Genomic DNA, 25,099 nt, shown 5'->3' with positions numbered 1-25,099 from the left:
GGTGGGGGTATGGAGAAGGTGGAACGGTCCGTCGTGATCAGCGCGGGTGTCGAGCGCGTCTGGGACCTCGTCACCCGGCCCGGTTGGTGGATCAACGACGGCGAGGTGACCGCGCACCGCATCGAGCGCGACGGCGACCTCTGCCGGGTGACCGACCCGAACTGCGGCGAGTTCGAGATCCGCGTCGTGGCGCTGGAACCCCGTACCTACGCGGCGTTCCGCTGGCGCAGCGACGGCGTGGGCCGATCGGTCGACGGGCCGACCACGCTCGTCGAGTTCTGGCTCGACGACCACGGGGACGGCACCGTGACCGTGCGCGTGGTCGAGTCGGGGTTCTGGACCGAGGAGAACCGGGCCGGCAACGACAAGGGCTGGCTCCAGGAGCTCGGCGCGCTCGAAAGAGCACTGGCGTGAACGTGGTGGCCTCGTTCGCGGCGCTCGCCGACGAGACGCGGTGGAGCGTGCTCGTGCACCTCGGCCGGCAGCCGGCGTCGGCGTCGGCGCTGGCGCGGGAGCTCCCGGTCTCCCGGCAGGCGATCAACAAGCACCTGGCCGTGCTCGAAGGGGCGGGGCTGGTCGAGTCGCGGAGGGTCGGGCGGGAGCGGCGGTACGAGGCCGTCGGCGCGCGGCTGTCGGAGCTCGGCCGGCGCCTCGACAGCGTCGCCAGGGCATGGGACCGGCGGCTCGCCGCCCTCAAGACGGAAGCGGAGCGGCCATGACGAGAAGTGGAGCGGCCATGACGAGAAGAGAAGCGGAGACAGCATGATCGTGAACACCGCCCTGGTGATCCGGAAGCCGGTCGAGGAGGTGTTCCGGGCGTTCGTCGACCCGGCGGTCACCACCCGGTTCTGGTTCACGAAGAGCAGCGGACCGCTCGAACCCGGTGCCACGGTCTCGTGGGAGTGGGAGATGTTCGGCGTCGGCACGAAGGTCGCGGTGAAGGACGTCGTGGAGAACGAGCGGATCCGCGTCGAGTGGAACCCCGACGACCCGTCGACCGTGGAGTGGACGTTCACCCCGCACGAGCGGGGCACGCACGTGCGCATCGTCGAGGATGACATCAAGGGTGACACCAGTGACGGCAGAGCGGCGCATGCACTCGACAGCATGCAGGGTTTCTCGCTGGTGCTTGCGGGCGCGAAGGCCTGGCTGGAGCACGGGATCGAGCTGAACCTCGTCGCTGACCACGGGTAGCGCCACTACGGCTTGACATGACGTCACTTGTGATGCCACGATGATGTCATGACAAGCTACCCATTCCAGCCGGGCCAGATCCCGTTCAGCCGCCGGCGTCCCACGTCCGACGGCCCGTCGCGGCCCGCACGTCGGATCGCGCTCGACGTGCGCCGCCGCCCGGAGCGCCACCACAGCCCCTGGTAGGCACGCAAAGGGCCGCACCCCGCGAACGGGGTGCGGCCCTCGATGACAGAGAGACTACGGATGCGGTCTCTCGACGTCGCCGCGCCAGGCACCGGTCTCGTTGCCACGGGACTCGATGAACTCCTTGAAGCGCTTGACGTCGCCCTTGACCTTCCGGTCGACGAAGCCGGCCTTGTCGCCGACGGTCTCGGCCAGACCCTCGGGCTCGAGGTCCATCTGGACCGTGACCCGCGTGTGCGACTCGTCCAGGCGGTGGAACGTCACCACACCGGCGTGGGTGGGGCCGTCCACCGACGTCCAGGCCACCCGCTCGTCGGGGTGCTGCTCGGTGATGCGGGCGTCGAACTCGCGCTCGACACCGGCGATCTTGACCTTCCAGTGGGTCAGCTCGGGCGAGACCTGACGGATCTCCTCCACGCCGTCCATGAACTGCGGGAACTCTTCGAACTGGGTCCACTGGTTGTAGGCGGTCCGAACCGGAACGGCAACGTCGACGGATTCAGTGACCGTGCTCATGTTGCGTTCAACTCCTTCCTTGCTGGTGCGCAGTTCGGTTACCCGGCCCTCTTTCGTCAAAACAGTTTTCTCACGGATTGCGTCGATTTCAGCGCCGAGCAGGATGACGATCGCGGACAGGTACAGCCACATCAGCAGCACGACCACGGCCGCCAGGGCGCCGTAGGTCTTGTTGTAGGACCCGAACGAGCTGACGTACAGCGAGAAGCCCAGCGACGCCAGCAACCAGAGGCCCACCGCCGTGACGTTGCCCGGGGTGACCCAATGCCACCGGGCGCTGTGCGGTGCCGGTCCGAACCGGTACATCACCGACAGCCCGGTGCCGATCAGCAGCACGAGGATCAGCCACCGGGCACCCTGCGCGCCGGCGGCGGCCACCGGGTCGAGCCCGAGCCAGTCGAGCGCCACCGGGAACGCGGCCACCAGCGCGATGGCGACCGCGGCCGCGATCAGCGCGCCGACGGTCAGCAGCAACGAGATCCCGCGCAGCTTCACGTAGTTGCGGGTCTCCTGCTCCCCCCAGATGATGTTGAGACCGGTCATCAGCGCCTGCATGCCGCCCGACGTCGCCCACAACGTGGCCAGGAGGCTGGCCAGCAGACCGAACGTCAGCCCGCCGTCGCCGGCCTCGACGGTCTTGTCGAGCTGCGTCGCGATCAGGTCGCGCGCCTCGGCGGGCAGCGCACCGAGGATCGGCGACAGCTGTTCGCGGGCCTGCCCGGCGTCGGCGAACAACGCGTACACCGTGACCATCGCGATGATCGCCGGGAACAGCGCCAGCATCCAGTAGAACGCGACCCCGGCCGCGACGAGCGTGAGGTTGTCGTTGCCCATGTCCTCCTGGAGCCGGCGGACGTAGCGCCACGCCTTCTTCCACCACGGCTGCTTCGACGGCGACACGTCGTCGTCGGCCGTCGAGGTCACCGGCCGTTCCATCACCTGATCCGCCACGAGTCACATATACCCATCCGGGGGCTGCGCAAATGGCGGCACCGGCGAAGTGGCATAGGTGCGTCGATGGCGGGTAGCTCCGGGCGCGACCCCCGAGAAGGAGCGATTCACATGCATGATCAGGAGACGTACGCTCGCGCCCCCTCCTACAGCGGCGCCCACGAAGCCAACGACACCAGCTCCAAGGCGGCCGTCGCCGCGGAGACCGCCAAGGAGACCGTGAAGGACGAGGCCGGCAACGTCGCCGGCACCGCGAAGGAGCAGGCGGGCGCCGTCGTGGGCGAGGCCCGCGGCCAGGTGCGGCGGCTCGCGTCGCAGGCGAAGGACCAGGCGACGGACCGCGTGCGCGGACAGCACAACCAACTGGTGGACCGGCTGCGCGGCATCTCCGACGAGTTCGCCGAGATGGGCGGCGACGGAAGCTCGCCCGGCAGGGCGCTCGTCGGCGACCTCGGCCAGCGCGGTCAGCGGGTGGCCGACTACCTGTCCGACCGCGGGCCGGAAGGGCTGGTGTCGGAGCTCACCGACTTCGCGCGCCGGCGCCCGTTCGCGTTCATCGCCGGTGCGGTGGCGGCCGGGTTCCTCGTCGGCCGGCTCGGCAAGAACGTCTGGAAGGCCCAGCAGGACGACCAGGAGTCGAAGCGGGTGTCGGACTCGTACCGGTCGCGGCAGCCGGCCTACGCCACCGAGGAGCCGGTGGTGGCGGCCCCCGTCGTCACCCGGCCCGTGGTGACCGAGACCGTGGCGACCGGGACCGGCGCCACCGAGCCCTACCCGGCGTCGACCCAGACGTACCAGTCGACGTCCGCGCAGGGCTACCCGGCGACCGCCGAGCCGTACCCGGTGACGGAGCCCTACCCGGCGGCACCGGCCGTGCCGCCGCAGGGGTACCCCGACTACACCGACCCGCGCACGGGTGGACAGCAATGACCACCGGCTACGAACCGGAGCAGATCCGGAGACCGGTCGGGGACGAGTCCATCGGGCAGCTGATCGGCGAGGTGATGCAGGACGTCTCCAAGCTGTTCCGCCAGGAGGTCGCGCTGGCCAAGGCGGAGCTCAAGGAGGAGGCGGCCAAGGCCGGCAAGGCCGGCGGGATGCTCGCCGGCGCCGGGTTCGCCGGTTACATGGTGGCGGTCCTGCTGAGCCTGGCCCTGGTGTTCGCGCTCGACGCGGTCATGCCCCTCGGGTGGGCCGCCGTCGTCGTCGCCGTGTTGTGGGCGATCGTCGGCGGTGTCCTCTACAGCGTGGGACGCAAACGGATGAAGGACGTGGACCCGGTGCCACGCGAAACGGTCGAGACGCTGAGGGAGGACGCGCAATGGGTTCGCGACCGGAGGAACTGAGGACCGAGATCGAGCAGACGCGGGAGGAGCTGGCCTACGACGTCGACCGGCTCGCCGACCGCACCGTGCCGACCCGGGTGGCCGGCCGGAAGTGGGAGGGCGCGAAGAGCCGCGTCCGCTCCGTCACCGACCGGGTGATGGGTGCCCGCGACTCCGTGGCGGCCGGAGCGAAGGACAAGGCGTCCAGCGCCGGCGACACGGTCAAGGACGCGGCGTCGACCGCGAGCGACAAGGTCCAGGACGCGGCGTCCACGGCGGCCGACACGGTCCGGCAGACCCCCGACATGGTGGTCCGCCAGACCCAGGGCAACCCGCTCGCCGTCGGGCTGATCGCGTTCGGGATCGGCCTGCTCACCGCGTCGCTGCTGCCCGAGACCGAGGCCGAGAAGCGCGCCGGCGGCGCCGTGGCCGAGCACTCCGGCGACCTCGTCGAGAAGGCCAAGGAGACCGCCCGCGAGATGGCCGACGAGCTCGGCGGCACCGCCCGCGAGGCGGCCGACCAGGTCAAGCAGACCGCCCGCGAGGCGGCGCAGACCACGGCGGACCAGGCGAAGGAGTCCGGCCGCACGACCGTCGACCAGACCCGCCAGTCGGTGAGCTGACCGCGGGGGGTAGTCCGAAAGGCCCGGTGGGTAACCCCCGCCGGGCCTTTTCGCTGCCCAGGTGCCTCGGACGTACGGACTGTGCGACAGCGACGGAACCGGAGGTGGGTCAATTCCCCGGTGGCTGAGGTACATCACTTCGCGTACGGGTTCATCAACCCCGTCCTGGGATTCGTCCTGGCATTTCTCGGGTCGCTGCTGAGCCTGGTGCTGGCCACCCGGGCCCGGGCGGCCGTCGGTTCGAGCCGCATGCGCTGGCTGATCATGTCGGCGTTCGCGCTCGGAGGCACCGGCATCTGGCTCATGCACTTCATGGCGATCCTCGGCTTCGACATCCCCGAGACGCTCGTGCGCTACGACCCGCTGACCACCGCGGCGAGCTTCGCGATCTCGGTCGTCGTGGTGGCCGTCGGGCTGTTCCTCGCCGTCTACGCGATGCGCCCGACGGTGGTCCGGATCGTCGCCGGCGGCGTCGTCACCGGCATCGGCGTGGCCGCCATGCACTACACCGGCATGTCGGCGGTGACGTTCGCCGGGACGCTGTCCTACGACCCGGCGCTGGTGGCGGCCTCGTTCGCGATCGCGATCGTGGCGGCGACCGTGGCGCTGTGGTTCGCCACGGTCATCCAGGGCGCGTCGGCGACCGTCGCGGCCGCGGTGCTCATGGCGATCGCGGTGTGCAGCATGCACTACACCGGGATGGCGGCCGTGCGGATCGAGCTGAGCAGCGACCTGCCGCCGGTGAGCGGCGGGATGGGCGCCTTCGAGCTGCTCGCCCCGATCGCGGTGCTCGCGTGCGTGCTGATCAGCTCGCTGGCGTACGCGACCGTGGGGTTCACCGTGCGGCGAGAGAACGACCAGGAGGAGATGATGCTCGCCCGGGCCCGGGAGCTGTACGAGCACGCCGCGATGGTGCCGGCGGACACCGGTCGCCACAAGTGACGCCCACCGGGCCGGCCCGCCGGCGGCCCGGTGCGGCTCAGCTCGATACGTCCTTGCCGGCGAACCGGGCCCACGCGGCGGTCAGGAAGATCACGATGTAGCAGGCCGCGGAGAACAGCCCGGGCTGCAGCGCACCGAGGTCGACCGGGTCGCGCAGCAGCTCGCCGTAGTCCATCGAGTAGTGGGTCGGCAGGTACGGGCCGAGCCATTCGAGCCGCGGCAGCACGTCCAGGATGTAGCTCACCACGATCAGGATCATCGTGGCGATCGTGGCGCCGATCGGCTGTTCGGTGAGCGTCGACACGAACAGCCCGATCGCGCCGAGCGCCGAGAGCCCCACGGCGATGTAGGCGCACACGCCGACCAGCCGCAGCACGCCCTCGCCGAACCCGACCGTGGTGCCCGACAGCAGCACCACGTCGCCGCCGCCGAACAGCGCCAGCCCCGACACGGTCCCCACGAACGCGACCAGCAGCACCGCCGCGAACGCGAACACCACCACGCCGGCGTACTTCACCAGCAGCAGCCGGGTGCGCTGCACCGGCACGGCGAGCAGGTACCGCAGCGTGCCCTGGTTCGCCTCGCCGGCCACCGCGTCACCGGCGATCGCGGCCACGGCCAGCGGCAGGAACAGCGGCAGCTCCGCCGTGAGCGCGGTCAGCGCCACGAACAGGCCGTTGCTGGTGATGTCGGTGAAGAAGCTCGGGCCGCCCTCACCGCCGTCGGGGCCGGGGCCGCCGGTCGGCGGCCAGATCTTCGTGACGACGGCAATGATCAACGGGACCGCGCCCAGCACGGCCAGACCCGCCCAGTTCCTCCGCCGCCCGAAGATGAGCATCAGCTCCGAGCGCATGAAGCGCGTACTGATCAGCCGCGGTTTCGCCGGCACCTCTGTGGGGGTCTCAACCGCTGACATCGAAACCCTCTCCCGTCAGCGACACGAACAGCTCCTCGAGGTCGGGCGTCACCAGCATGAAGCCGCGCACGGGGACGTCGTCGTGCACGAGCGCGGCGACGATCTTCTCCGGCGCGACGTCGCCGGGCAGCCCCGTCGCGCCGGTCGCGCCCGTCTCCACCTCGGTGACGCCCATCGCGGTGAGCACCCGCGCGGCGTCCTCCGGCCGGTCGGTGTCGACCCGGACCCGCGGCACCGCCTGCGCCCGGAGCTGGGCCAGCGGCGCCTGCGCCACCAGCTTGCCGAGGTGCATGACCCCGACGTGCGTGCAGATCTGCTCGACCTCGGAGAGCAGGTGCGTCGACAGCAGCACGGTCGCACCGTCGGCGGCCAGCGCGGCGATGATCGCGCGTACCTCGCGGGTGCCCTGCGGGTCGAGGCCGTTCGTCGGCTCGTCGAGGATCAGCAGATCGCGGGGGACCAGCATGGCCGCGGCGAGCGCGAGCCGCTGGCGCATGCCCAGCGAGTAGGCCCGGTACCGCTTGGTGGCCGCGGCGAGCAGGCCGACGCGGTCGAGCGCCTTGTCGACGCGGGCCTTCGCGGTGCGCGGGTCGGCGGTGCGGTCGGCCGCGTCGAGCCGGTGCAGGTTGGCCCGGCCCGACAGGTACGGGTGGAACGCCGGTCCCTCGACCAGCGCGCCGACCCGGGGGAGGACCTCGCCGGCGTGCCCGGGCATCGCCCGGCCGAGCAGCGCGTGGCCGCCGGCGCTGGGCCGGATCAGGCCCAGCAGCATCCGGATCGTGGTGGTCTTGCCCGAGCCGTTCGGCCCGAGGAACCCGTACACCGCCCCGCGCGGCACCGCCAGGTCGACGCCGTCGACGGCGACCTGGCGGCCGAACCGCTTGGTGAGGCCGGTCGTACCGACCGCCAGGTCGGTGCTATTTGGCACGGGCCGCCTCGTAGAGGCGCTCCGGGGCGACCGCGCCGGCGAAGATCCGGTTGTCGTCGGTGAGCAGCACGGAGAACAGTGTGCCGGACAGGAGGCGTCCGCTGCCCCAGTCGCCACTCACGCGGGGCAGGCTGTCGAGCACCGTCTGCGCCTGCGCGCGTCCCTTCTCGTTCTCCGCGCCCGCGCCCGACGCGGCCGGAAGCGTCCCCGCGAGCACCGCGGTCCAGCCGTCACCGATGACCTTCGTCGCCTGGTCCGGCTTGCCCGACGTGGCCGGCGCCTGATCCTGCGGCTCCTCCTCGACGGACGTGCCCGGCGGCGGGTTGAACACGAACTGCGAGTCGGCCGGCCGGTCGAACGTGACCTGCGTGAACGCCACCTCGAACGCGGGCTGGCCGGCGCCCTTCGCGAACGCCTGCACCCGCAGCGGCACGTGCTCCCTCGCGTCGATCGCCAGGCGCACCTGGCCGATCAGCGAGGCGCCGTCCTTCGGCGTGAGGATCAGCTCGTACGCGTCGCGGCCGGCGACCCGGGCGCTGCTGCCGGTGCTGACGGTGGTGGTCGGGTCCAGGGACCGCAACGCGAGGTCGGCGGCCTCCTGCGGCGTCTGTGGCACCTGGACCTTGGGCTGCTTCGCCGCGTCGCCGGTGAGCGTGCGGTGCACGGCCTTCTTGGCCCGGCTGTCCCACTGCCACACGTCGGCGCCGTTGCGGATGACGTCGGACTCGCCGAGCGTCCCGAGCAGCGCGACCCGCACCTTGTCGGGCCCGGAGTACCAGACCCGCACGGTGCGCGAGCCGGACAGGAGCTGGGAGAGGCTGGTGCTCGACTCGCCGCTGCCGACGTCGGGCAGCTCGGGCAGGCCCAGGTCGGCGTTGGTGCGCACGGTGCCGGAGAGGCCGTCGAGCGTGGCGGTCTGCAGGTCGACCAGCAGCTGGGCGGCACTGCGTGCCGGCAACGACGGTTCGGCGGACGCCGCGATCGAGCGGGCCGCCGCCCCGCCACCGACGACCACGGCGGTGACGGCCACCGGGACGAGCCAGCGCAACGCCGGACGGGTAGCAAAGATCGACATGCCCTACATGGTGCTCCTCCGGCACTGAGAGGCCGCTGAGAGTGCGCTCCCCCTTTGCGTGTGCGCATGCCACGCTGTCTCTTGTGCGGTTGCTGGTGGTGGAGGACGAGCAGCGGCTGGCCCGGGCGTTGCAGCGCGGGCTGGCCGCCGAGGGTTTCGCGGTCGACCTGGCCCACGACGGGGTGAGCGGGCTCGACCTGGCCCGGCACGGTGACTACGACGCGATGATCCTCGACGTGATGCTGCCCGGCCTGTCGGGCTACCGCGTGGTGCGCCAGCTGCGGGCCGAGGAGCACTGGCTGCCCGTGCTCATGCTCTCGGCCAAGGACGGCGAGTACGACCAGGCCGACGGCCTCGACTGCGGCGCCGACGACTACCTCACCAAGCCCTTCTCGTACGTGGTGCTCCTGGCCCGGCTGCGGGCCCTGCTGCGCCGCGGCGCGCCGTCACGCCCCACGGTGCTCGCCGTCGGCGACATCGAGCTCGACCCGGCGTCGCGGTCGGTGACCAGCGGGGGAGAGCCGGTGACGCTCACCGCCCGCGAGTACGCCCTGCTCGAGTACCTGATGCGCCGCCCCGACCGGGTGGTCTCCAAGATCGAGCTGTTGGACCACGTGTGGGACGCCGCCGCCGACACCGCGCCCAACGTGGTGGAGGTCTACATCGGCTACCTGCGGCGCAAGCTCGGCCGCGACCGCCTGGAGACGGTGCGCGGCGCGGGCTACCGGCTGGCCGGCGGCACGCCGTGATGCGCTGGTGGCGCGGCCGGTCCCTGCGGGCGCGCCTGGTGATCCTCGGCACCTGCGGCCTCGGCGTCGGGTTCCTCGTCGGCGGGGTCGTGCTGTTCGGGGTGCTCGGGCTCGCGTTGCAGCGGTCGATCGACACCGCGGCCGAGAGCACCGCCCGCGAGGTCGCCGCCCTCGCCGCCGAGGGGCGGCTGTCGGACCCGCTGCCGGTCTCCGGCGGCCAGCTGGTGCAGGTGGTCGACGCCCAGGGCCGGGTGCGCTCGGCGTCGATCGGCGCCGACCGGCTGGTGCCGCTGCTGCAGCCGAAGGAGCTGGCGGAGGCCCGCAAGGGCAACTACCGGTACGTCCACGGGTCGCGGGCCACCGTCGAGGGGCCGATCCGGGTCGTCGCGCTGCCGGCCGGTGACGACACTGTCGTCGTCGGGCGGCCCGTGGGCGAGATGTACCGGAGCATGGGTGTGCTGCGCGGGCACCTCCTCGTGGTCTACCCGGTGCTGGTCATCGCGATCGGCGTGGTCGGGTGGCGGGTGGTCGGCGCGGCGCTGCGCCCCGTCGAGCAGCTGCGGGCGGGCGCGGAGTCGATCACCGGTTCCCGCCGCGACGACCGGCTGCCGGTGCCCTGCTCCGAGGACGAGATCCAGCGCCTGGCCATCACGCTCAACGGCATGCTCGACCGGCTGTCGGCCGCCCGGGCGAGGCAGCGCGCGTTCGTCGCCGACGCCGCGCACGAACTGCGCAGCCCGCTGACCGCGATGCGCACCGAACTCGAGGTCGCCGGCCGGCACGGCATCCCGCCCGACCTGGTACCCGACCTGCTCGCCGACGTGGTGCGGCTGAGCCGCCTCGTCGACGACCTGCTCCTGCTCGCCCGCGCCGACGACGCCGGTTCGGGGGCCGCCCCCGCGAAGGACCGCTTCGCCCCGGTCGACGTCGCCGACGTGCTCCGCGAGGCCCGCGACCGTTCGCGCGGCGCGCGCGTCCCGGTCACCCTGGTGCTGGACGACGGCCCGGACCTGACGACGCTGGGCGAGCACGACGCCCTGCTGCGCGCGGTGGCCAACCTCCTCGACAACGCCGTGCGGCACGCCGCCGGCCGGGTGACGCTGACCGGCTACCCGGAGGCCGGACACGCCGTGATCGAGGTGACCGACGACGGGCCGGGCATCCCGGAGGTCGACCGGGAGCGAGTGTTCGACCGCTTCACCCGCCTCGACGACGCCCGCGCCCGCGACGAGGGCGGCAGCGGGCTGGGCCTGGCCATCGTCCGCGAACTGGTACGCAGACACGACGGCTCGGTGACACTTGCGGACGCCGGCCCGGGCCTGCGAGCCACGATCCGCCTACCGCTGACCCGTGCCCTGATCCCCGCACCTTGACCCGCCGCCGCGTCCGGGCCGCCCGCCGCCGCGTCCGGGTCGCCGCTGCGTCGGGCCGCCCGCCGCGCCCGGGCCCCGCCGTGGTGCCGCCCGAGGCGGCGCGCCGATCTTGCAGTTGTGGCCTCACCTAAAACACGACATGTCATTACATAGGTGCGGCCACCACTGCAAGATCGACGCGGGGAGGGGCGCGTGTGGCGGCGCGGGGAGGGGCGCGTGCGGCGGCGCGGGGAAGGGCGCGTGGGGCGGTGCGGCGGCGCACCTCCACGCACTCGGTCAGCGCGGCGGCCGGGCTTCGGTTGCCAGCGCGCGATCGTGGCGGGGTCGCCGGGGGTTTGATCTTGCTTGGGTGGGGCACCTGCCAGGGGGACATGGCGCGACGACGGGCGGGTGCGGGGTTGGTCGGGTTTCCGGACTTTGTGTCCGCGGTCAAGGAGCTGCCCCTGCCGGGCGGTGGCCGCACCGCGGAACGGTTCCTGCGGCTGGCCGAGCTGGGCAGGCAGGATCCGGTGCTGGCGCGGCTGGCCGAAGGGCACGCCGACGCCATCGCGATCCTGGCGGAACTGGGCGTCGGCATCGACGACGGGCAACGGGCGCAACCGTGGGGGGTATGGGCGGCGGTGCCCGCCTCGGTCACCGCGACGCCGGCCGACGGGGCATGGCGGCTCGACGGTGACCGGCCGTGGTGCTCGGGGGCGGCCGCCTGCGCCTTCGCCCTGGTCACGGCGAAGGCTCCGGACGGCATCAGGCTGTTCGCGGTCGACCTGGCGCGGGCCGGGGCCACCCCGCTCGACGGCACCTGGCCCGCGGTCGGAATGGCGCGCAGCGACAGCCGCACGGTGCGGTTCGCCGCCGCCGCGGCGACGCCGGTCGGCCGGCCCGGCGAGTACACCGACCGGCCCGGGTTCTGGCACGGCGGAATCGGGGTGGCGGCGTGCTGGTTCGGCGGCGCCGTCGGCGTCTCCGACGCTCTGACGACCGCGGCCCTCGACCGCGACCTGGACCCGCACGCCCTCGCGCACCTCGGCGCGGTCGACGCCCGGCTCGCGGCGGCCAGGGCACTGCTGCTCGACGCCGCGGCCCGGATCGACGCCGCACCCGACCGGGTCGACGAACGGCTGGCCCGTCAGGTCCGCGCCGTCGTCGAGGCCACGGCGACCGAGGTGATCGACCGGGTCGGCCGGGCACTCGGCGCCGCGCCGCTGTGCCGGGACGCCGGGCACGCCGCCCGCGTCGCCGACCTGACCGTCTACCTGCGGCAGAGCCACGCCGAGCGGGATCTGCAGCTGCTCGGCTCCCTCGCGGCGGCCGCGCGGTGATCGCGATCGAGGGTGACGGCACCGACGAAGCCGCCTGGAGCTCCCTGGACGCCTTCCCGGCGCTGGAGTGGGACGCGCACGACCCGCCGTTGGTGGTGGCGCCGCACCCCGACGACGAGATCCTCGGCGTGGGCGGCGCCATGGCGATCCTCGGCGCCGCAGACGTGTTCGCCGTGACCGACGGCGAGGCCTCGCACCCCGGGTCCACGGTGTACACGCCGGCGAAGCTCGCCGCGCTCCGGCGCGAGGAGACCGACGCGGCCCTCGACCGGCTCGGCGTCGACCCGGTGCTGGTGCACCGGCTGGGCCAACCCGACGGCGGCATCGACGAGGCGGCGCTGGCCGCGGCGCTCACCCCGCTGCTGTGGCCCGGCCGCTGGTGCTTCGCCACCTGGCGCGGCGACGGCCACCCCGACCACGAGGCGGTCGGCCGGGCCGCGGCCACCGCCTGCGCGCGGACCGGGGCGCGGCTGCTGGAGTACCCGGTGTGGATGTGGCACTGGGCCCGCCCCGGTGACCCGCGGGTGCCGTGGGAGCGGGCGCGCCGGATCGACCTCGACGCCGACGTCCGGGAACGGAAGAGGGCCGCGGTGGCGGAGTTCCGCAGCCAGACCGGGCCCCTCGGTCCGGAACCCGCCGACGCCCCGATCCTCCCGCCGGCGGTGCTCGCCCGATTCGAGCGGCCGTTCGAGACGGTGCTGGTGTGAGCACGCCGGCCGGGTACTTCGAGACGATGTACGCCGGCGCCGAGGATCCCTGGGACTTCGCCGGCCGCTGGTACGAGGAGCGCAAACGGGCGATCGTGATGGCGTCGCTGCCGTGGCGGCGGTACCGGGCGGCGTTCGAGCCCGGGTGCGCCACCGGGCTGCTGACCGATCTGCTGGCGGCCCGGTGCGACCGGGTGCTCGCCGTCGACACCGTCGAGGTCGCGGTCAGCGCCGCCCGCGCGCGCTGCGCGCCCCACCCGCACGTGACCGTCGAACGGCGGCGGATGCCCGACGACTGGCCGCCCGGGCGGTTCGACCTCGTCGTGCTGTCGGAGCTCGGCTACTACTTCGACGACGACGAGCTCGACCGGCTGGTGCGGCACGCGGGCGAGGCTCTCGAACCGGGCGGCACGCTGCTGGCGGTGCACTGGCGGCACCCGGTGGCCGAGCACGTGCGCTCCGGCGACGACGTGCACGAGGTGATCGGTGCGCTGCCGGGCCTGGAACGGGTGGCCGCGCACGAGGAGACCGACTTCCGGCTGGAGGTGTTCAGCCGGGTCCCACCCGCGGCGCGGTCCGTCGCGCAGGCGGAGGGTCTGTGCTGAACCGGGTCGCGGTCGTCGTGCCCGCGCACGACGAGGCGCTCGCGGTGGGCGCCTGCGTGACGAGCGTCCGGCGGGCCGCGGCGGGGTCCGACGTCGAGGTGATCGTCGTCGCCGACGCGTGTTCCGACGCCACCGCGGCGGTCGCGGCCGGCGCCGGCGCCACGGTGATCGAGGTCGGCGACCGCAACGTCGGCCGGGCGCGGGCCGCCGGCATGGCCCACGCGGTCCGCACCGGCGCGACGTGGCTCGCGACCACCGACGCCGACAGCCTCGTGCCCACCGGCTGGCTCGCCTGGCACCTGGCGCACGCGGCCGCCGGCACCGACGTGCTGGTCGGCGAGATCGACGTCGTCGACTGGACACCGCATCCGCCGTCCGTGCGCGACCGGTTCGAGCGGCACTACGCGGCCAACCGGCCACACGTGCACGGCGCGAACCTCGGGTGCGCCACCCCGGCCTACGTCGCGGTCGGCGGCTTCGACGCGCTCGCGGTCGGTGAGGACCACGACCTGGTGGCCCGGGCCCGCCGGGCCGGGTACCGGGTCGTGCACGACGGGAGCAGCCCGGTGGTGACCAGCGCCCGCCGGGCGGCGCGGGCACCGGACGGCTTCTCCGTGTTCCTGGAGCGGCTGCGCCGGCGCCGAATCTGACACTGTCATAGTTGGTGTGACAGTGTTACTGTCGTCGGCATGGGCATCGAGTGGACGCTGGACGAGCTGGTCGCCAGGGTTTCGGGCGCGCTGGGAGCGGCCGACTACCCCGGTGCGCCCAACGGCCGCGTCCGGGAGGTGCCTGACCGGCGGGCGATCCGCTGGTACACCACGATCGGGCTGCTCGACCGGCCCGCCGGGATGCGCGGGCGCACCGCGCTGTACGGGCCGCGGCACCTCGCCCAGCTCGTCGCGATCAAGCGGCGGCAGGCGCAGGGGCGGTCGCTCGCCGAGATCCAGGCGGAGCTGGTGGGCGTCACCGACGCCGTGCTGTACGAGCTCGCTGGGGTCGATCCGGAGCAGGCCGCGGAGGCCCCGGAGGCACCTCGGCGTGCGTTCTGGGCGGAACCGGTCACCGCCGCCGCCCCCGAGACCGTGCGCGACAGCGCCGGGACCGTGCACCGCACATACCAGGACGTGCTCACGGGCGTCCCCTTGGACGGGGGTGCGGTGCTGCTGCTGCCGGCGCGGCCCGACCACGACGACCTCGCGGCGCTGCGCGCCGCGGCCGAACCACTGATCGACCTCCTGGCCGCACGCGGCCTCCTGAACGGCGACGCGAGGGGACAACGATGACAGTTCAGATCGTGCCGATGACCGACGAGCAGGCGGGCCGGCTGTCCGGGCCGCTCGACGATGGTGGCATCGGCTGCCTGCGCACCGAGCGCGGAAACCTGCCGCTCGCCGCGGTCGACGTGAAGACCGACATCACCGGCCTGGTGTACCGGGTCGAGCTGACGCAACAGTTCGTGAACACCTACGACCAGCCGCTCGAAGCGACGTACATCTTCCCGCTGCCCGACCGCGCCGCCGTCACCGGCATGAAGATGGTGGCCGCCGACCGCACCGTCCAGGCGACGCTGCAGGAGCGCGGCGAGGCCCGCGAGACGTACGACCGCGCCATCGCCGCCGGACAGCGGGCCTCCATCGCCGAGGAGGACCGGCCCGACGTGTTCACGATGCGGGTCGGCAACATCGTTCCGGGGGAACAGGTCTCGGTGATCCTGACGCTCGCCGGTCCACTGTCCATGTCGGACGGTGCGGCGCTGTTCCGGTTCCCGCTGGTCGTCGCCCCGCGGTACATCCCGGGCGCGCCGCTCGGAGGCGGGCAGGCCGGCGACGGCGTCGTGGTCGACACCGACGCGGTGCCCGACGCGTCGCGGATCACGCCACCCGTGCTGCTGCCCGGGTTCCCGAGCCCGGTGCGGCTGTCGATCGACGTCGGCGTCGACCCGGCCGGACTGCCGCTCGGCGCCGTGCGGTCGAGCCTGCACGCGGTGTCCGACGTGGACGGACGGTGGCGGATCGCGCCCGGAGAGCGGGCCGACCGCGACTTCGTGCTGCGCCTGGACTACGGCTCCGCCGAGACGGCACCGGTTCTCGGCCTGCACGACGGCACCTTCGAGCTCACCGTGCTGCCACCGGCCGGCAGCGCGCCGCCGCGTCCGCGTGACGTGGTGCTCGTGCTCGACCGGTCGGGCAGCATGGGCGGCTGGAAGATGGTCAGCGCCCGGCGCGCCGCGGCCCGCATCGTCGACACGCTCACCGACGCCGACCGGTTCGCCGTGCTCACGTTCGACCACGTGGTCGACCACGTCGAGGGGCTACCGGCCGGGCTCGTCGCGGCCACCGACCGCAACCGGTACCGGGCCGTGCGGCATCTGTCCTCAGTGGACGCCCGCGGCGGCACCGAGATGCTCGCGCCGCTCCGCGAGGGACGCGCCCTTCTCACGGACCGGTCGCGCGACCTCGTGCTGGTACTGGTGACCGACGGCCAGGTCGGCAACGAGGACCAGATCCTCGGCCAGATCGGCGACCTCACCGGCATCCGCGTGCACACCATCGGCATCGACCGGGCCGTCAACGCCGGCTTCCTGGGCCGGCTGGCTTCCGCGGGCGGAGGACTGTTCGAGCTCGTCGAGAGCGAGGACCAGCTCGACGACGTGATGGCGAACCTCCACCGCCGGATCGGTTCGCCGCTGGTGACGAACCTGTCGCTCGTTCCGCACGGACTGTCCATTGTGGACGACACGGTCGCGCCGACCCGGCTGCCCGACCTGTTCCCCGGTGTGCCCCTGGTGATCCGGGGCCGCTACACCGGCGACGACGGACGGCTGGTGGTACACGGCACCGCCGCCGACGGCACACCCTGGCGGGCCGACGTGGCCGGCGAGCGCCACGACAACCCGGCCGCCACCGCGATCTGGGCCCGCGCACACGTACGCGACCTCGAGGACCGGTACGCCGTGACCGCCCGCGGCGGCGCGTCGGACCTGGAGAAGCGCATCGTCGAGACGTCGCTGCGGTTCGGCGTGCTGTGCCGGTTCACCGCGTACGTCGCAGTCGACGACCGGGTGGTGGCCGAGGGCGGTCCGCACAAGGTGGTGCAGCCGGTCGAGCCGGTGTCCGGGTGGGACATGCCGCAGGGCGCGCTGCGACCGGTCGCCTACGGGACGGCGATGGCGGCACCCATGGGGGCCCGGCGGTCGCGGGCGAAGTTCGCGTCTGTCACCGGCGCGCCGCCGCCCGCGCCCGGTGCCGCTCCTGGGGGGCCGCCGCCCGCCATGTCCGGGGCCGCGCCGGGTGGTGCGCCCGGTGGTGCGCCCGCGCCGGCCGCGCCCGGTGGACCGCCGACGGTCGCGTCGGGCGGTCCGGGACGGGACCTGTACGCCGCCGAGTACGAGCTCGACCTGTCGGCGGACGGGGCGCAGCCGCGGGCCGAGCGCCGGTACTCCGCCCCGCCGCCGTTCGGCCCGCCGGCGTCGCCGGAGCCGGTCGCGCCGCCGCTGCCCCCGGAGCCGGTCGCGCCGCGGCCGCTGCCCCCGGTGCAGGCGACCCCGCGTCCGGTGCGGCCGGAGGACCTGGCCGGCCAGCTCGCCACCGGCGCGCGGGCCGAGCTCGCGAAGCTGCGGGCCGCCGCAACCCGGTCCGACGGCGACCGCCTGCACGCGCTGCGCGTGGCCGGCCGCTGGTTGAGCGACGCGGTGACCCAGCTGCGCGTGGCCGCACCGACCGACCCCACGCTGGCCGGGTACGCCGACCTGGCGACCGAGCTCCTCGGCACCGGCGAGGCGACGCCGCAGCTGTGGGCGCGCACCGAGGCGGCGCTCCTGGCGCTCGCCGGTGAACCGGCCGAGCAGAGGCGCCGCCCGTTCTGGAAGAGGTAGAGCCCCGTCCGCCGGTAGATCTTGGACGCTTGTCCATCGAATCCGATGCACAAGTGTCCAAGATCGCCGGGGGTGGCGCTTGGCCCTGCCGCGCGGGGTGGGCGGGCTCGGCCGATACGATCGGTCGACAGGAGCCCGATCAAGGAGATCAACCGTGTCCTCATCACGCGCCGCAGCCCCGCCCGACCGCCTCGCCCTGCCCGCGGGCACGACGGCGGCCACGGCCGTGGCCGAGGCCGGGCTGCAGGCCAACGGCCCGAACGCGATCGTCGTGGTGCGCGACGCCGACGGCAGGCTCCGCGACCTCGACTGGGCGCCGGAGCACGACACCGAGGTCGAGCCGGTGCCGATGTCGAGCCCCGACGGGCTCAACGTCCTGCGGCACTCCACCGCGCACGTGCTCGCCCAGGCCGTCCAGGACGTCTTCCCCGAGGCGAAGCTCGGCATCGGCCCGCCGATCGAGAACGGCTTCTACTACGACTTCGACGTGAAGAAGCCCTTCCAGCCCGACGACCTGTCGAAGCTCGAGAAGCGCATGCAGGAGATCATCAAGGCCGGCCAGCGGTTCCGCCGGCGCCGTTTCGCCAGCCTCGACGAGGCCAAGCAGGAGCTGAAGGACGAGCCGTTCAAGCTCGAACTGGTCGACATCAAGGGTGATCCGGGAGACCAGGAGCTGGTGGAGGTCGGCGCCGGCGACCTCACCATCTACGACAACCTCGACGCCGAGTCGGGCAAGACCTGCTGGTCCGACCTGTGCCGCGGCCCGCACCTGCCCACCACCAGGCTCATTCCCGCGTTCAAGCTGATGAGGAGCGCCGCCGCCTACTGGCGCGGCAGCGAGAAGAACCCGCAGCTGCAGCGGATCTACGGCACCGCCTGGCCAACCCGCGACGCGCTCAAGGACCACCTGCGCATGCTGGAGGAGGCCGCCAAGCGCGACCACCGCAAGCTCGGCGCCGACCTCGACCTGTTCAGCTTCCCCGAGGAGATCGGCTCGGGCCTGCCGGTGTTCCACCCGAAGGGCGGCATCATCCGGCGGGTCATGGAGGACTACTCGCGGCGCCGGCACGAGGAGGAGGGCTACTCGTTCGTCAACACGCCGCACATCTCCAAGGGCACGCTGTTCGAGATCTCCGGGCACCTGCAGTGGTACGCCGAGGGCATGTACCCGCCCATGGAGCTGGAGGGCGCCCGGTACTACCCGAAGCCGATGAACTGCCCCGGCCACAACCTGATCTACCGCTCGCGCGGTCGGTCCTACCGTGAGCTGCCGCTGCGGCTGTTCGAGTTCGGCTCGGTGTACCGGTACGAGAAGTCCGGCGTGGTGCACGGCCTCACCCGGGCCCGCGGCTTCACCCAGGACGACGCGCACATCTACTGCACCCGCGAGCAGATGGCCGACGAGCTGACCAGCCTGCTCACCTTCGTCCTCAACCTCCTGAAGGACTACGGGCTGACCGACTTCTACCTGGAGCTGTCCACCCGCGACGACTCCCCGAAGTTCATCGGCGACCAGAAGGACTGGGACGAGGCCACCGCGACGCTCCAGCAGGTCGCCGAGGCGTCCGGCCTCGAACTGGTACCCGACCCGGGCGGCGCGGCCTTCTACGGCCCGAAGATCTCCGTCCAGGCGAAGGACGCCATCGGACGCACGTGGCAGATGTCGACGATCCAGGTCGACTTCCAGCTGCCGCCCCGCTTCGAGCTGGAGTACGCGGCGGCCGACGGCACCCGTCAGCGGCCGGTGATGATCCACCGCGCGCTGTTCGGGTCGATCGAGCGGTTCTTCGGCGTCCTCACCGAGCACTACGCCGGCGCGTTCCCCGCGTGGCTGGCGCCGGTGCAGGTGGTCGGCATCCCGATCCGCGACGACCACGCGCCGTACCTCGACGAGTTCGTGGCGACGCTGCGGAAGCGTGGAATCCGCGCGGAAACAGACCACTCCGACGACCGCATGCAGAAGAAGATCCGCACCGCGCAGCAGCAGAAGATCCCGTTCATGGTGCTGGCCGGCGATCAGGACGTCGAGGGCGGAACCGTGTCCTTCCGGTACCGCGACGGGTCGCAGCGCAACAACGTCCCGCTCGACGAGGCCATCGAGCACGTGGTGCGGATCGTGGAAAGCAGAGTGAACGAAGGGCCGTCGGCCGCGGAATAGGATCTCGGGCATGAGCACGCCCGACGATCTCGAACGACTCTGGACTCCGCACCGGATGGTCTACATCTCCGGTGCGGAGAAACCGGCCGAGGGCTACGACAAACCGTCGGGCTGTCCGTTCTGCACCGCGGACGACCTCGTCGTCAGGAAGGGCGAGAAGGTCTTCGCCGTCCTGAACCTGTACCCGTACAACCCGGGTCACCTGATGGTCTGCCCCTACCGTCACGTCGCCGACTACACCGACCTCGACGCGGCCGAGACCCTGGAGCTGGCCGAGTTCACGCAGTCCGCCATGCGGGTTGTGCGTGCGGTCAGCAGCCCGCACGGGTTCAATCTCGGAATGAACCAGGGATCGGTGGCCGGCGCCGGCATCGCGGCGCACCTGCACCAGCACGTCGTGCCGCGGTGGGGCGGCGACACCAACTTCATGCCCGTCATCGGCCGCACCAAGGTGCTGCCGCAGCTCCTGCACGACACGCGGGACCTCCTCAAGCAGGCGTGGGCATGAGCACCGTCGAGGTCACGCGCGACGGTGCGGTCGCCGTCGTCCGCATGAACCGCCCCGAGGTCCACAACGCCCTCGACCCCGCGGCGCTCGACCTCCTCCTGCAGACGGTGAAGGCGACCACCGCCGACCCCGACGTCCGGTCGATCGTGCTCACCGGCGGCCCCAGGGCGTTCAACACCGGCGAGGACCTCGTCGCCGCCGCGTCGTTGACGCCCGACCAGATGAAGGCGCAGGCGGCCCAGTTCCAGGAGCTGGCCACGGCGCTGCGGTTCGCGCCGCAGCCGGTGATCGCGGCCGTCGGCGGCTACGCGTACGGCGGCGGGCTGGAGATCGCGGTCAACTGCGACGCCCGTATCGCCGCCGACAACGCCCGCTTCGCCTGCCCCGAGGTCGAGTGGAGCCTCACGCTGTCGAACGGCTCGTCGGTGCTGCTGCGTCAGCTCATCGGCGAGGGCTGGACCCGCGAGCTGCTCCTGTTCGGCACCGTGCTCGACGCCGCGTCGGCGCTGCGGGTCGGGCTCGTCACGCGCGTCGTGCCGGTCTACGACCTGGAGGCGAAGGCGGTCGCGATGGCGCATCAGGCGGCGCAGTACGCGAAGGAGGCGGTGCGCCTCACCAAGGAGCTTCTCAACGCCGACCCGCGCCCGTGGCAGGAGACCCTCGACGCGGAGGCCGCCGCCGTCCTCGAAGGCTTCGCCAACGAGGAGCTCCAGCAACGCCTGCGCACGTTCGCCGAACGCAAGCACCGCCGTGCGGACAACTAGCGCGCTGCTCTCGCAGCGCGCCGACACTCACGCTTCGCACGTGTTCCTGCGCTTCGCCGGGCGCGAGCTGAGTTACAGGCAATGTGACGCGCTGAGTCAGCTGGCCGCTCGGGCTTTCACGGGTCTCGGGGTGGGGGCGGGCGACCTCGTGGCCGTGCTGCTCCCGAACTGCCCGGAGGCGGTGGTCACCTGGTTCGGCGCGAACCGCATCGCCGCGGTGGCGGCACCGGTGAACACCGCGTTCCGCGGCCCGGCCCTCGCGCACGCGCTCAACCTCACCGGCGCCCGGGTGCTCGTCGTCGACCACACGCTGGTCGGCGCGCTCACGTCCGTCCACAGTGAACTGACGACGGTGCGCACGCTGATCGTGCGCGGCGACCACGACGCGACCCTCTTTCCACAGTGGACGGTGCTGCCGTACGCGGTGCTGGAGGAGCCCGGCGATCCCGTGCCGGCGGTGCAGCCCCAGCCGGCCGACCCGGCGCTCGTGCTGTTCACGTCCGGCACCACCGGCCGCTCCAAGGGCTGCCTGCTGTCGCACCGGTTCGCGGTGCGGCAGGCCGAGCTGATGGTGGAGAACTTCCGGCTGCGCGCCGACGACGTGCTGTACTGCCCCTTCCCGCTGTTCCACCTCGACGCGACGGTGATGACCGTGATGCCGGCGCTCGTGCTCGGTGCCACGGCGGCGATCGGGGAACGGTTCAGCGCGTCGGGGTTCTGGCCCGAGGTGCGGGCGATGGGCGCCACCGCGTTCGACTTCATGGGCGCCACGCTGACGATCCTCCACAAGCGACAGTCCCAGGTGGACGATCGCGACCACGGGGTGCGCCTCGGCTGGGGCGTGCCGATGCCCGAGTTCGCCGCCGAGTTCGAGGAGCGCTTCGGCGTCCGGTTGGTCGAGGCCTACGGATCGACGGACGTCGGCGTCCCCATCTACTCCGACCCGGACCTCCCGAGACGGCCCGGCGCCTGCGGGCGGCCGATCCCCGCCTACGACGTGCAGGTCGTCGACCCTTCTGATGAGCCGGTGCCACCGGGCACCGTGGGCGAGCTCGTCGTGCGGCCGAACGAGCCCGGCCTCATCAACGACGGCTACCTCGGCATGCCGGCGGAGTCGCTGGCCGCGCGGCGCAACCTGTGGTTCCACACCGGCGACCTCGTGCGCCGGGACCCCGACGGGTACGTCTACTTCGTGGGGCGGCTGTCCGACTCGATCCGCCGCCGCGGCGAGAACATCTCCGCGTTCGAGGTGGAGGAGGTCGTCGGCGCGCACCCGGACGTGCTGGAGGCCGCCGCGTACGGGGTGCCGAGCGAGCTGACCGAGGAGGACGTGATGGTCGCGGTCGTGCCCCGGCCCGGCCGGTCGGTCGACCCCGCGTCGCTGGTCGCCTGGTGCGCGTCCCGGATGGCGCGGCACATGCTGCCGGCCTACGTCGACGTGGTGCCCTCGTTGCCGAAGACGCCCACCGAGAAGGTCGAGAAGCACGCCCTGAAGGCCCGCGGCATCACCCCGACGGCCTGGTCGGCCGGATGACCCCCGACCCCTGCACGCTGCTCTTCGGAGTGCCGTCGGAGGCTCCGGCCGCTGGCGACCCGTGGAACGTCGCCCACTGACCCGCCTCCGCCGGGCTCCCGGTCGGGCCGGAGCTGAGCTTCCGGCTGGAACTGCCGCCCGGGCACCGCGCGGTGCCCGCCGCCGGGCTGGCTAGGGCGTTGTCGCCTTGATGACCTCGGTGAGCGCCGCGTGCAGGCGTTCCAGGTTCTCCAGCGGCAGGCCCAGCCGCTCGACCACCGCCGGCGGGATCTTCAGGGCCTCGGCACGGAGCTCCTGACCGGCGTCGGTGAGGGTGACGGCGAGGGCGCGCTCGTCGTGCGGGTTGCGTTGGCGGCGGATCAGCCCACCGGCCTCCAGGCGCTTGAGCAGCGGCGACAGCGTGCCCGGGTCGAGCTGCAGCAGGTGCCCGAGCTCGCGCACCGACAGCGGGGCGTGCTGCCACAGCGCCAGCATCACCAGGTACTGCGGGTGGGTCAGCCCCATCGGTTCCAGCAGCGGCCGGTACAGCGCGATGACGTTGCGCGAGGCCACCGCGAGCGCGAAACACACCTGCCGCTCCAGGTCGAGGAGATCCTGAGGGCTCGGGTCGACGGGGCCGGTCACGTCTTCCATCCTAACCCATGGTGTGCATATCATTGGTACACCAATCATTGGTGTGGAGGTAATCGTGAACGAGAAGGTCAAGGGCCACTTCCACTGGAAGGCGCTGTTCTTCTTCTACGGCCCGGCCACCGTCGACAACGCCCTCCACGGCGGCTCCACCGAGGCACGGGAGCAGTGGAAGCGCCACTGGGCCGAGCGCAAGCGCCTCGCCGCCGAGGAGCGCGCGGCCCGCCGGTCCTGACGCCCCTGCCAGGGGTCAGCCCAGGGAGGCCAGCATCTGGCGGCCGATCTCGTTGGCGATCGCCTCCGCCGGGGCCACCCCGCCGCCCGGGGCCTTGCGGTTGGCCATCACGGCGATCACGATCCCGTCGTCGGGGTAGATCAGCCAGAACGAGTCGGCTCCGCGTTGGGACCCGTTCTTCGCCGCGCGGCGGTGACCGCGTTCGGACCCGATCCCGAAGCCGTACGAGTAGCCCCAGCCGGTGCCGCTCCACAGGTACTCGACGTTGCCGCGGCCCAGCACGGCGCCGGCCAGCAGGCGCGAGCCCAGCCGGGTCAGGTCCTTCGGCGTGGTCTCCAGGCCGCCGCCGAGCGTCTTCCAGGAAAGCTGGTCGCGGGGCACCTCGGTGCGGCCCTCGTAGATCTTCGAGCGGCGCACCGACGGGTCCGACGGGTTCTCCTGGCGCAGCGTGGTCAGGCCCAGCGGTTCGCACAGGCGCTGGCGGAGCAGGTCGGCCACCGGGGTGCCGCCACTCGCGGCCTCCATGCCGGCCGCGGCCAGCGTGTAGCCGTGGGTGCTGTACGAGTCGGTCACGCCCACGGTGCAGCCGGCCACCAGCGGGTCGTTCCAGAACAGCGGGGCGGCGTCGCGCGCGGTGCGGTAGCCGGTCGCGGCCAGCACCGCGTCGGCACGGCCGCCGTAATGACGCACGCAGCCGCGGTTGCTCACGAACTCCTCGTACGTGGTGCGCCGGTGCTGCGCGGGCAGACCCGGGAGGTCACCGGCGACGGTGTCCTTCCGCGACAGCACGCCCTGCTCCTCCAGCCGCAGCGTGAGGATGCCGGCCACCGCCTTGGCCACCGACGCCGTGCGCAGCACGTGGTCGGAGTCCATCCACACGTCGCCGGCCAGGTCGGCGTGGCCGAAACCGCGCTGGTAGACCGTGCGGCCCCGCTGCACCACCGACACGCTGACGCCCGGGGTCGAACCGACCAGCCGGTCGACCGTCGCGTCGACCGGACCCCGCAGCGGCCACGTCGGCCGGTCGCTGTTGGCCCGCCAGATCGACGCGTACCGCACCCCGCCGGCCGCGCGGTACGTGCCGGCGAAGATCTCCCGGTAGCCGAGGTCGACGTTGCGGTGCCACAGGTTGGCGTACTGCCGCGCCGACAGGTCGCGGTACGACAGCCACTGCCGCAGGTTGCGGTTCTCGGTCCAGATGCCGCCGTAACGGCCGCCGACCGAGTCGAACCCGACCTGCCGCAGCCCGTCACCGGCGTACCCGGCGGCGCGCCGCTCGTACTCGGCGGCGCTGAGGTCGCCGTCGAGGCGCCAGGTGAGCGCCTGCGGGTTGTCGACCCAGACCACGGCGTACCGGGTGCCGGCCGGCGTCGGGTAGGCGTCGAAGTCGACCGGTCGACGGCCGAGCCGCCGCTGCTCGGCCTCGGCGGCGAGGAGCTGGTCGTAGGTGAGGTCGTGCGCGTCGGGGCCCGCGAGCCCCTCGACGTCCTCCACCCACGCCGCGGCGTAGTGACGCACCCCGCCCAGGTCGTAGACCTCCAGGTCGACCAGCCGCAGGCCGGCCGCGTCGGCCCGCTCCGCCCGGTCGCGGTACTCCGGCCCGGTGAGCCGCGGCTCGACCACCGAGCGGCGCCGGTCGGGGTTGCGGTGGAAGACCCCGCCGAGCCGCAGGTCGCCGCCGAACGTGTCGGCCTCGAGGTCGGTGAGGAGGTAGCCGGTGCCGGTCCGGGTCCGCACGTCGTGGGCGAACTCGTCGGCGGTGCGGGCGCGCACGGAGGCCCAGGCCGTCTCGTCCGGGTCCCATGCCTTCGAGACCGCGCCCGGATCGGCCGACGCCGTCGGTGCGACCGTGAGCACGACGGCCGTGGCCACGCTCACGAGCGCCGCGCCGACAAGGCGGGCCAGCCGCCGCCGACCGGCCGGGACCTGGATCACTACGCACCCCTCCGTGGAGGGCAGTGTGCCGGGTCGAACGAGCGGCCCG

At 72.9% G+C, this 25,099-nt stretch carries 27 protein-coding genes and 1 pseudogene; 21 read left to right on the top strand and 7 right to left on the bottom strand.

Annotated features, from left to right (window positions below; translation table 11 throughout):
- Positions 1 to 9: 9 nt before the first annotated feature.
- The 4 genes from Voc01_RS45990 to Voc01_RS45975 are packed head-to-tail and all read left to right on the top strand — an operon-like array spanning position 10 to position 1,380.
- Positions 10 to 414: an SRPBCC domain-containing protein gene (locus Voc01_RS45990; RefSeq protein WP_203934091.1), complete on the top strand. Its 405-nt coding sequence runs from the start codon at positions 10 to 12 to the stop codon at positions 412 to 414.
- A complete protein-coding gene (locus Voc01_RS45985; protein WP_203934090.1) occupies positions 411 to 719 on the top strand; it encodes an ArsR/SmtB family transcription factor in 309 nt (102 codons plus the stop codon). The genes Voc01_RS45990 and Voc01_RS45985 overlap by 4 nt, the downstream gene beginning before the upstream one ends.
- Positions 720 to 762: 43 nt before the next feature.
- Positions 763 to 1,194 (top strand): SRPBCC family protein, encoded by a 432-nt coding sequence (locus Voc01_RS45980; protein WP_203934089.1) that lies wholly within the window; start codon positions 763 to 765, stop codon positions 1,192 to 1,194.
- Positions 1,195 to 1,242: 48 nt separating this feature from the next.
- Complete coding sequence (locus Voc01_RS45975; protein ID WP_203934088.1) at positions 1,243 to 1,380, top strand: hypothetical protein; 138 nt, start codon at positions 1,243 to 1,245, stop codon at positions 1,378 to 1,380.
- Between the two features lie 54 nt (positions 1,381 to 1,434).
- Here Voc01_RS45975 and Voc01_RS53750 read toward each other — a convergent pair whose 3' ends face one another.
- The gene (locus tag Voc01_RS53750) at positions 1,435 to 1,896 is read right to left on the bottom strand and encodes an SRPBCC family protein (RefSeq protein WP_239160979.1); all 462 of its coding nucleotides are present in this window, start codon (positions 1,894 to 1,896) and stop codon (positions 1,435 to 1,437) included.
- Positions 1,897 to 1,971: 75 nt separating this feature from the next.
- Positions 1,972 to 2,832 (bottom strand): annotated as a pseudogene (locus Voc01_RS53745) (YihY/virulence factor BrkB family protein); the annotation flags it as partial.
- Positions 2,833 to 2,958: 126 nt separating this feature from the next.
- On the opposite strand from Voc01_RS53745, the gene Voc01_RS45965 reads away from it, so the two are divergent.
- From Voc01_RS45965 to Voc01_RS45950, 4 genes are all read left to right on the top strand, one after another.
- Positions 2,959 to 3,777 (top strand): CsbD family protein, encoded by an 819-nt coding sequence (locus Voc01_RS45965; RefSeq protein WP_203934086.1) that lies wholly within the window; start codon positions 2,959 to 2,961, stop codon positions 3,775 to 3,777.
- Positions 3,774 to 4,193, top strand: coding sequence for a phage holin family protein (locus tag Voc01_RS45960; RefSeq protein WP_203934085.1), 420 nt, complete (start codon positions 3,774 to 3,776; stop codon positions 4,191 to 4,193). The genes Voc01_RS45965 and Voc01_RS45960 overlap by 4 nt, the downstream gene beginning before the upstream one ends.
- Entirely contained in the window at positions 4,169 to 4,795 is a 627-nt protein-coding gene (locus Voc01_RS45955; protein ID WP_203934084.1) for a DUF3618 domain-containing protein, read from the top strand. Before Voc01_RS45960 ends, Voc01_RS45955 begins: the two co-directional genes overlap by 25 nt.
- A gap of 120 nt (positions 4,796 to 4,915) precedes the next feature.
- Entirely contained in the window at positions 4,916 to 5,737 is an 822-nt protein-coding gene (locus Voc01_RS45950; protein WP_203934083.1) for an MHYT domain-containing protein, read from the top strand.
- A gap of 37 nt (positions 5,738 to 5,774) precedes the next feature.
- Here Voc01_RS45950 and Voc01_RS45945 read toward each other — a convergent pair whose 3' ends face one another.
- The 3 genes from Voc01_RS45945 to Voc01_RS45935 are packed head-to-tail and all read right to left on the bottom strand — an operon-like array spanning position 5,775 to position 8,656.
- On the bottom strand, positions 5,775 to 6,653 hold the full coding sequence (locus Voc01_RS45945; protein WP_203934082.1) for an ABC transporter permease: 879 nt from the start codon (positions 6,651 to 6,653) through the stop codon (positions 5,775 to 5,777).
- Positions 6,640 to 7,581 carry an ABC transporter ATP-binding protein gene (locus Voc01_RS45940; RefSeq protein ID WP_203934081.1) on the bottom strand — a complete coding sequence of 314 codons (942 nt, stop codon included), beginning with the start codon at positions 7,579 to 7,581 and terminating at the stop codon, positions 6,640 to 6,642. The genes Voc01_RS45945 and Voc01_RS45940 overlap by 14 nt, the downstream gene beginning before the upstream one ends.
- Positions 7,571 to 8,656, bottom strand: a complete 1,086-nt coding sequence (locus tag Voc01_RS45935; protein WP_203934080.1) for a LolA family protein — start codon at positions 8,654 to 8,656, stop codon at positions 7,571 to 7,573. Before Voc01_RS45935 ends, Voc01_RS45940 begins: the two co-directional genes overlap by 11 nt.
- 83 nt (positions 8,657 to 8,739) lie before the next feature.
- On the opposite strand from Voc01_RS45935, the gene Voc01_RS45930 reads away from it, so the two are divergent.
- The 12 genes from Voc01_RS45930 (at position 8,740) to Voc01_RS45875 (ending at position 22,250) form a co-directional block, all read left to right on the top strand.
- Positions 8,740 to 9,405 carry a response regulator transcription factor gene (locus Voc01_RS45930; protein ID WP_203934079.1) on the top strand — a complete coding sequence of 222 codons (666 nt, stop codon included), beginning with the start codon at positions 8,740 to 8,742 and terminating at the stop codon, positions 9,403 to 9,405.
- Positions 9,402 to 10,778 carry a sensor histidine kinase gene (locus Voc01_RS45925; protein ID WP_373873955.1) on the top strand — a complete coding sequence of 459 codons (1,377 nt, stop codon included), beginning with the start codon at positions 9,402 to 9,404 and terminating at the stop codon, positions 10,776 to 10,778. Before Voc01_RS45930 ends, Voc01_RS45925 begins: the two co-directional genes overlap by 4 nt.
- A gap of 419 nt (positions 10,779 to 11,197) precedes the next feature.
- Positions 11,198 to 12,097, top strand: a complete 900-nt coding sequence (locus Voc01_RS45920) for an acyl-CoA dehydrogenase family protein (RefSeq protein WP_239160969.1) — start codon at positions 11,198 to 11,200, stop codon at positions 12,095 to 12,097.
- The gene (locus Voc01_RS45915; RefSeq protein ID WP_239160968.1) at positions 12,094 to 12,804 is read left to right on the top strand and encodes a PIG-L deacetylase family protein; all 711 of its coding nucleotides are present in this window, start codon (positions 12,094 to 12,096) and stop codon (positions 12,802 to 12,804) included. The genes Voc01_RS45920 and Voc01_RS45915 overlap by 4 nt, the downstream gene beginning before the upstream one ends.
- Positions 12,801 to 13,409: a class I SAM-dependent DNA methyltransferase gene (locus tag Voc01_RS45910; protein WP_203934076.1), complete on the top strand. Its 609-nt coding sequence runs from the start codon at positions 12,801 to 12,803 to the stop codon at positions 13,407 to 13,409. The genes Voc01_RS45915 and Voc01_RS45910 overlap by 4 nt, the downstream gene beginning before the upstream one ends.
- Entirely contained in the window at positions 13,403 to 14,059 is a 657-nt protein-coding gene (locus Voc01_RS45905) for a glycosyltransferase family 2 protein (RefSeq protein ID WP_203934075.1), read from the top strand. Before Voc01_RS45910 ends, Voc01_RS45905 begins: the two co-directional genes overlap by 7 nt.
- Positions 14,060 to 14,098: 39 nt before the next feature.
- Positions 14,099 to 14,695: a MerR family transcriptional regulator gene (locus tag Voc01_RS45900; RefSeq protein ID WP_203934074.1), complete on the top strand. Its 597-nt coding sequence runs from the start codon at positions 14,099 to 14,101 to the stop codon at positions 14,693 to 14,695.
- Entirely contained in the window at positions 14,692 to 17,286 is a 2,595-nt protein-coding gene (locus Voc01_RS45895) for a VIT domain-containing protein (protein WP_203934073.1), read from the top strand. Before Voc01_RS45900 ends, Voc01_RS45895 begins: the two co-directional genes overlap by 4 nt.
- A gap of 154 nt (positions 17,287 to 17,440) precedes the next feature.
- Positions 17,441 to 19,444: a threonine--tRNA ligase gene (thrS, locus tag Voc01_RS45890; protein ID WP_203934072.1), complete on the top strand. Its 2,004-nt coding sequence runs from the start codon at positions 17,441 to 17,443 to the stop codon at positions 19,442 to 19,444.
- Positions 19,445 to 19,454: 10 nt separating this feature from the next.
- Positions 19,455 to 19,952 (top strand): HIT family protein, encoded by a 498-nt coding sequence (locus Voc01_RS45885; RefSeq protein WP_203934071.1) that lies wholly within the window; start codon positions 19,455 to 19,457, stop codon positions 19,950 to 19,952.
- Positions 19,949 to 20,716, top strand: coding sequence for an enoyl-CoA hydratase/isomerase family protein (locus tag Voc01_RS45880; RefSeq protein ID WP_203934070.1), 768 nt, complete (start codon positions 19,949 to 19,951; stop codon positions 20,714 to 20,716). The genes Voc01_RS45885 and Voc01_RS45880 overlap by 4 nt, the downstream gene beginning before the upstream one ends.
- Positions 20,703 to 22,250, top strand: coding sequence for an AMP-binding protein (locus tag Voc01_RS45875; RefSeq protein WP_275423822.1), 1,548 nt, complete (start codon positions 20,703 to 20,705; stop codon positions 22,248 to 22,250). The genes Voc01_RS45880 and Voc01_RS45875 overlap by 14 nt, the downstream gene beginning before the upstream one ends.
- Before the next feature lie 171 nt (positions 22,251 to 22,421).
- Here the strand turns inward: Voc01_RS45875 and Voc01_RS45870 are convergent, their stop codons facing one another.
- Positions 22,422 to 22,874 carry a MarR family winged helix-turn-helix transcriptional regulator gene (locus Voc01_RS45870; protein ID WP_239160967.1) on the bottom strand — a complete coding sequence of 151 codons (453 nt, stop codon included), beginning with the start codon at positions 22,872 to 22,874 and terminating at the stop codon, positions 22,422 to 22,424.
- A 64-nt stretch (positions 22,875 to 22,938) separates the two neighbouring features.
- Between Voc01_RS45870 and Voc01_RS45865 the strand changes: the two genes are divergently transcribed.
- Positions 22,939 to 23,115, top strand: coding sequence for a hypothetical protein (locus tag Voc01_RS45865; protein WP_203934067.1), 177 nt, complete (start codon positions 22,939 to 22,941; stop codon positions 23,113 to 23,115).
- 15 nt (positions 23,116 to 23,130) lie between these two features.
- Here the strand turns inward: Voc01_RS45865 and Voc01_RS45860 are convergent, their stop codons facing one another.
- On the bottom strand, positions 23,131 to 25,050 hold the full coding sequence (locus Voc01_RS45860) for a serine hydrolase (RefSeq protein ID WP_203934066.1): 1,920 nt from the start codon (positions 25,048 to 25,050) through the stop codon (positions 23,131 to 23,133).
- Between the last annotated feature and the right edge of the window lie 49 nt (positions 25,051 to 25,099).

Source organism: Virgisporangium ochraceum, assembly GCF_016863655.1.
GTDB classification, from domain to species: domain Bacteria; phylum Actinomycetota; class Actinomycetes; order Mycobacteriales; family Micromonosporaceae; genus Virgisporangium; species Virgisporangium ochraceum.
This window is presented reverse-complemented; position numbering and strand designations above follow the sequence as displayed.